Origin of the sequence: Blastomonas sp. (assembly GCF_041747255.1) — a bacterium.
Taxonomy (GTDB): domain Bacteria; phylum Pseudomonadota; class Alphaproteobacteria; order Sphingomonadales; family Sphingomonadaceae; genus Blastomonas.
The window spans coordinates 1-5,494 of record NZ_JBGTFM010000127.1; the positions used below are offsets into that span (position 1 = coordinate 1).

At 61.4% G+C, this 5,494-nt stretch carries 7 protein-coding genes; 1 reads left to right on the forward strand and 6 read right to left on the reverse strand.

What is annotated here, in order from left to right:
* The 6 genes from ACEW8G_RS04525 to ACEW8G_RS04550 all read right to left on the reverse strand — a co-directional run.
* On the reverse strand, positions 1-1,035 hold a 1,035-nt coding region (locus ACEW8G_RS04525), incomplete at its 3' end, for an aldehyde dehydrogenase family protein (protein WP_373487258.1).
* Positions 1,036-1,080: 45 nt separating this feature from the next.
* Positions 1,081-2,340 (reverse strand): M20/M25/M40 family metallo-hydrolase, encoded by a 1,260-nt coding sequence (locus tag ACEW8G_RS04530; RefSeq protein WP_373487259.1) that lies wholly within the window; start codon positions 2,338-2,340, stop codon positions 1,081-1,083.
* Between the two features lie 160 nt (positions 2,341-2,500).
* The gene (locus tag ACEW8G_RS04535; RefSeq protein ID WP_373487260.1) at positions 2,501-2,674 is read right to left on the reverse strand and encodes a hypothetical protein; all 174 of its coding nucleotides are present in this window, start codon (positions 2,672-2,674) and stop codon (positions 2,501-2,503) included.
* The gene (locus ACEW8G_RS04540; RefSeq protein ID WP_373487261.1) at positions 2,671-4,044 is read right to left on the reverse strand and encodes a class II 3-deoxy-7-phosphoheptulonate synthase; all 1,374 of its coding nucleotides are present in this window, start codon (positions 4,042-4,044) and stop codon (positions 2,671-2,673) included. Before ACEW8G_RS04540 ends, ACEW8G_RS04535 begins: the two co-directional genes overlap by 4 nt.
* A gap of 148 nt (positions 4,045-4,192) precedes the next feature.
* Complete coding sequence (locus tag ACEW8G_RS04545) at positions 4,193-4,951, reverse strand: DUF5131 family protein (RefSeq protein WP_373487262.1); 759 nt, start codon at positions 4,949-4,951, stop codon at positions 4,193-4,195.
* Positions 4,952-4,954: 3 nt separating this feature from the next.
* A complete protein-coding gene (locus ACEW8G_RS04550; protein WP_373487263.1) occupies positions 4,955-5,182 on the reverse strand; it encodes a hypothetical protein in 228 nt (75 codons plus the stop codon).
* Positions 5,183-5,210: 28 nt separating this feature from the next.
* Between ACEW8G_RS04550 and ACEW8G_RS04555 the strand changes: the two genes are divergently transcribed.
* Positions 5,211-5,494 (forward strand): transposase (locus ACEW8G_RS04555; protein ID WP_373487264.1); only part of this gene is annotated, 284 nt, incomplete at its 3' end.

Genomic DNA, 5,494 nt, shown 5'->3' on the forward strand with positions numbered 1-5,494 from the left:
CAGCGCGGTCTGCATCGCGCCGAACGCCGCCTCGTCGATCAATGGCCCGGCAAGGTGCTTCGGATCGCGCGGATCGCCCGTCGGCAGACGCGACGCGGCCGAAATTAGCCGGGGCACGAACGCGTTATAGGCGCAGCGTTCAACGAACAGCCGTCGCAGCGATGTGCAACGTTGACCGCTGGTGCCCATGAAGCCGAATGCGCAGCCATGCAGCGTCAGATCCATGTCGGCGCTCGCGCTGACGATGCTGGCATTGTTGCCGCCAAGCTCCAGCAACACGCGGGCGAAACGGCCCGCCGCCGCCTGACCGACGATGCGCCCCATGCGCGTGCTGCCGGTGGCTGAGATCATTGCCACGCCTGGATGATCGACCAGCGCCGCGCCGGTTTGCGCATCCCCCAGCAGCAACTGCGCAAGATGCGGCGGCGCATCGCAGCCGAAGTCTGCGCACACCTGATCGAACAGCGCCTGCACCGCCAATGCGGTGAGCGGCGTCTTTTCCGACGGCTTCCAGATCACCGGATCGCCGCACACCAGGGCCAGCGCCGCATTCCATGCCCAGACCGCCACCGGAAAATTGAACGCGGTGATGATCGCCACTGGCCCCAGCGGATGCCAGGTTTCGCTCATCCGGTGGCCGGGGCGCTCGCTGGCGATTGTGAGGCCATAGAGCTGACGCGACAGACCGACCGCAAAATCGCAGATGTCGATCATCTCCTGCACCTCGCCCAATCCTTCGGAGATCGGTTTGCCGCAATCGATGGTGACCAGCAGGCCAAGATCGGCCTTGTGCGCGCGCAAAGCCTCGGCCAGACGGCGCACCAGTTCGCCGCGACGCGGCGCAGGCACATTGCACCAGCAGATGAAAGCGGATTGCGCGCGCGCAGCCGCCTCAGCAACATCAGCCACAGAGGCACAGGCAAAGCTCGCGATGACCGCCGCATCAATCGGCGATGTGACCGGCAAATCCCCGCGCGGAATCGCTAAGCCAAGCCGGGCGGCAATGTCTGCGACATCACGGCTGATAATGCCCATAATCCGTCCTTCCAACGATGCCCCCGTGCACCAACGCGGGTCGCTTCAGGGCTGCGGCCAGCCAAGGTCAGCGATCGCCACCACCAAGGCCAGCCCCGATGACAGGCCTCCGATGAAGGCATTGCGCTCGACGTTGAGATATTCATCCACCGAATGCGCGCGCCCGCCGCCACCGCCGGTGCCGATGGTGATCGCAGGCACGCCCAGGCTCATCGGGATGTTCGAGTCCGTGGACGACGCCTGCAGCTGCACGGCATAACCATGCGCGCCGAGCACCCGCTGCGCGGTCACCACCAGCGGGTGCGTATCCGCAGTGCCGCCCGCCGGACGATCCCCGATGCGCGTTTTCTCCGCGCCCGTCGCGCCAAGGTTGGTTGAGCGCGCAAAATTCTCCGCCGCCACCGCCTCGTCGACGATTGTCAGAAAGCGCTTTTCAAGCCGGTCGAGCGCCGCCGGATCGGGCGAGCGCATATCGACCTGCAGCTCGATCCGGTCGGGGATCGAATTGACCGAGGTGCCGCCCGATACCACACTGGCGGCATAGCTCGTCTTCGGGCTCGACGGCACAGCTGTCTCGTACAGCCGCTTCACAGCATCGGCCATCGCTGCCATCGGGTTGACGATGCCGAACGCGCTATAGCTGTGCCCGCCGGGGCCGGTGAAGGCGACATTATAGCGCTTTGACCCCACCGCTTGATTGACCACCCGCGACGGATCGGACCCGTCGACCGAGACAAACGCCGCGATCCGATCCTTATAGGCGTTTTTGGTGAACAGATGCCGCACCCCGCGCAAATCGCCCGGTCCCTCCTCGCCCACCGTGGCGATGAACAGGATATCGTGCTTGGTCGGCACCTTGGCGGCATTGAGCGCGCGCACCCAGGCGAGCAGCGCGGCGAGGCCCACGGTATCGTCACCGATGCCCGGCGCGTTGAGCGTATTGCCCTCGCGGCGCACGGTGAGATCAGTGCCTGCAGGAAACACCGTGTCGAGATGCGCGGTGATCGCCACCAATGGTCCGCCAGCAGCCCCCGTGCCGCGCCGGATGCCGGTGACATTGCCCTCCTCATCGGTGGCAACATCGGTCAGCCCCAACGCCTTGAACTGCTGCGCCATATAGTCCGCGCGCACCGCCTCGCCAAACGGCGGGGCAGGGATTTCGGTGATGGTGATCAGTTCCTTGACGATCCGGTCATAATCGCCCGCCAGCGCGATTTCCGCCGCCTTGCTGTCCTGCGCCAGCACGGGCGCGACGCACGTTGCCGCGCTTAGTATACATGCCGCGATCAATGCCCGAAATGCCATGCGAAGTCCTTTCATTCAAATCCTCCCCGGAAAAAGGGAGGTGGCAGCGCACAGCGCTGACGGAGGCGAATCGTCTTGGGGCAATGCGTGCTGCGACGTGCAAACCCGCCTCCCCTCCACCGCTTCGCGGTCCCCCTCCCCGTGCCGGGAAGGAACTAAGTTATCCCCGCATCACCACGAAATACACCACGTAAAACCAGGAGAAAAACCCATGGATGATCGCCCACAGCACCGATTCATGCGCGTTGTAGCTGATCGCGATGGCCAAAGCGCTGCCAAAGCCGATGCCACTCGTCACCACCTCGCGCTGCACAATCACGCGGCGCTCGCTCATGCGGCTTTGCGCGTATTCGCGCTGGCCTCGGCATTGAGCATTTCAGCCAGCGTGAACGCGACTTCCAGCGATTGCGCCGCATTGAGGCGCGGGTCGCAGTGGGTGTGATAACGGTCGCCCAGCGCCTCATCGGTGATGGCAATCGCGCCCCCGGTGCATTCGGTGACATTCTGCCCGGTCATCTCGATATGGATGCCGCCCGCATGTGTACCTTCAGCGCGGTGCACCGCGAAAAAGCCGCGCAGTTCGGCCATGATCCGCTCAAACGGACGGGTCTTGAAGCCGCTGTCTGACTTGATGACGTTGCCGTGCATCGGGTCGCACGACCAGATGACCGGATGGCCTTCCTGTTTGACCGCGCGCACCAAAGGTGCCAGCCCCGCCTCGACCTTGTCATGGCCAAAGCGGCTGATCAGCGTCATCCGACCCGCAACGCGCGCCGGGTTGAGCGTATCGAGCATGTTCAGCAAGGCATCGACCGACAGGCTCGGCCCGCATTTGATGCCGATGGGGTTGCCGATGCCGCGCAGGAACTCGACATGCGCCGATCCTTCGAAACGCGTCCGGTCGCCGATCCACAGAAAGTGCGCCGAGGTGTCATACCAGTCACCGGTGAGCGAATCCTGCCGGGTCATCGCCTGCTCGAACGGCAGCAGCAACGCCTCGTGGCTGGTGTAGAAGCTGGTCGCCTGCAGCTGTGGCACGGTATCGGGGCTGATCCCGCAGGCGCGCATGAAATCGAGCGCCTCGCTGATCCGGTCGGCAGTCTGCTTGTAGCGCTCCGCCCAGGGGGTGCGGCCCATGAAATCGTGCATCCAGTCCTGCACCTGCTGCAGGCTGGCATAGCCGCCGCTGGCGAAGGCGCGCAGCAGGTTGAGCGTCGCCGCGCTTTGCGAATAGGCGCGGATCATCCGCGCGGGATCAGGCTCGCGCACCGCCGCGTCGAACTCTATGCCGTTGATGTTGTCGCCGAAATAGCTGGGCATTTCGATGTCGCCCTGCCGCTCCATCGGCGCGGAGCGCGGCTTGGCGAACTGCCCCGCCATCCGCCCCAGCTTCACCACCGGGCGCTTTGAGGCGTAGGTCAGCACCACCGCCATCTGCAGCAGCACGCGGAAGGTGTCGCGGATATTGTTAGGGTGAAACTCGGCAAAGCTCTCCGCGCAATCGCCGCCCTGCAGCAGAAACGCCTCGCCATCGGCAACGCGCGCGAGTTCCTTCTGCAGGTTGCGCGCCTCTCCGGCAAACACCAGCGGCGGGAAATTGCGCAAGGTCGCCTCCGCCTCGGCCAGCGCAGCGGCATCACGATAGGCCGGAATATGCCGCGCCTCGTGCGATCGCCAACTGTCCGGTGTCCATTTCACTGCCACGTCACAAGCTCCAAACCCGCGTCATTCTGTTCGCCCAAAACCTAGGCCGGGCCGCGCCCCATAGCAATGGCGCGGCCAAAATGCAGCAGGGAAATGGATGGGGGGTGAGATGGGACGCGACACGGTTTGACGTCATTATTTTAGAACATCACGGCATGAGTTCGATAGGATACTCATCATAGGTGAGTCCATGGAGCATGCGGCCGTTGGCTTTTTTGTTGGTGCCACCCCACTGCTTAAAGAAAAATGCAACGTCATCACGCCGACAGATTTCATGAAGCCGGTCGACCCACTGAACTTCGATCGACCGTGATTTTAGACCCGACTCCCCACCTACTGTAGCCCAGTGTATTGCAGTCAAATCGACATTCGAAATTGGTCCAATGAGAGGTTCGAACGAGATAAACAGCGTCATATTATTTATACGTGAGAGTTGATCGATTCTATCCGATACAAATTCGTTTTCAACAGATGTGCCGAGCCATACATTGCTAATTCTTGAAAGCTCATTATTAGCAAACATATTTGCCATACGCTCAGGCCTTTTTGTAAGAACCTGAAAATGATGCTGGGGGCATTCAGCCATCACTTCCCAGACTTTCTTAATGAAATCGGTCGGAACATCGGGGTGAAACAGATCAGCCATCGAGTTAACGAAGATTCTTTTGCTTTTTCTCCATTCTAGTGGGGCAGAAAGGCTCGAAACATCGACGTTAACTCGACCTGTCCACACATATCTGCCTCCGCTTTTGCGAGTTGTTCCCCTGTATTTTTGATGACCCATTGCTTGCAGCCGAGCTGCCATGCGCATTGCGTAGCAGTTTGTGCAACCTGCCGAGGCTAACGCGCAACCAGCTACTGGATTCCACGTGACATCAGTCCAGTCAATTTCAGATGGCCCAGACATTGCTCAATTTCCCAACACAGCATTAGCCAGTTTCAACGCCAGCGAACTGGCTTTTTTTGACGGATTAGCACAAGCGAAAATCAAAGAAAATTCATGCCGGCCACCGCGACCAAGCGGCAATGCCTTATCGGAAACGCCGCCTTTAAAGACTGTGCGTAAACGCTCTTGCACAAAGCTTGTCAGCTGGACGCCTCGAAAAACCCTCGCATTTGGAGCGGTGATCTGATTCACTCGCCTTCTTGATTGAGCGGAGGCGATGATGGTGGGCCAGCCTGGTTTCTTTGATCTGTCGGATCGTTATGCTGCGCTGAGCGCGGCAGGCGATCCGCTGGAGCGTCTGGTGTCGGTGGTAGATTTCGAGGTGTTCCGCGGGCCGCTGGTGGCGGCGCTGCGCCGGAGTGCCCGTGGCAAGGGTGGCCGGCCGCCGTTTGATCCGGTGATGATGTTCAAGATCCTGGTGCTGCAGGCGCTCTACTCGCTGTCTGACGAGGCGACCGAGTTCCAGATCAAGGACCGGCTGTCGTTCCAGCGGTTCCTGGGGCT

What these genes read in the sequence shown, in the direction of transcription:
- ACEW8G_RS04535 (WP_373487260.1), bottom strand. Translation starts at nt 2,674, where the DNA reads ATGAGCGAGCGCCGCGTGATTGTGCAGCGCGAGGTGGTGACGAGTGGC.
- ACEW8G_RS04530 (WP_373487259.1), bottom strand. Translation starts at nt 2,340, where the DNA reads ATGGCATTTCGGGCATTGATCGCGGCATGTATACTAAGCGCGGCAACG.
- ACEW8G_RS04545 (WP_373487262.1), bottom strand. Translation starts at nt 4,951, where the DNA reads ATGTCTGGGCCATCTGAAATTGACTGGACTGATGTCACGTGGAATCCA.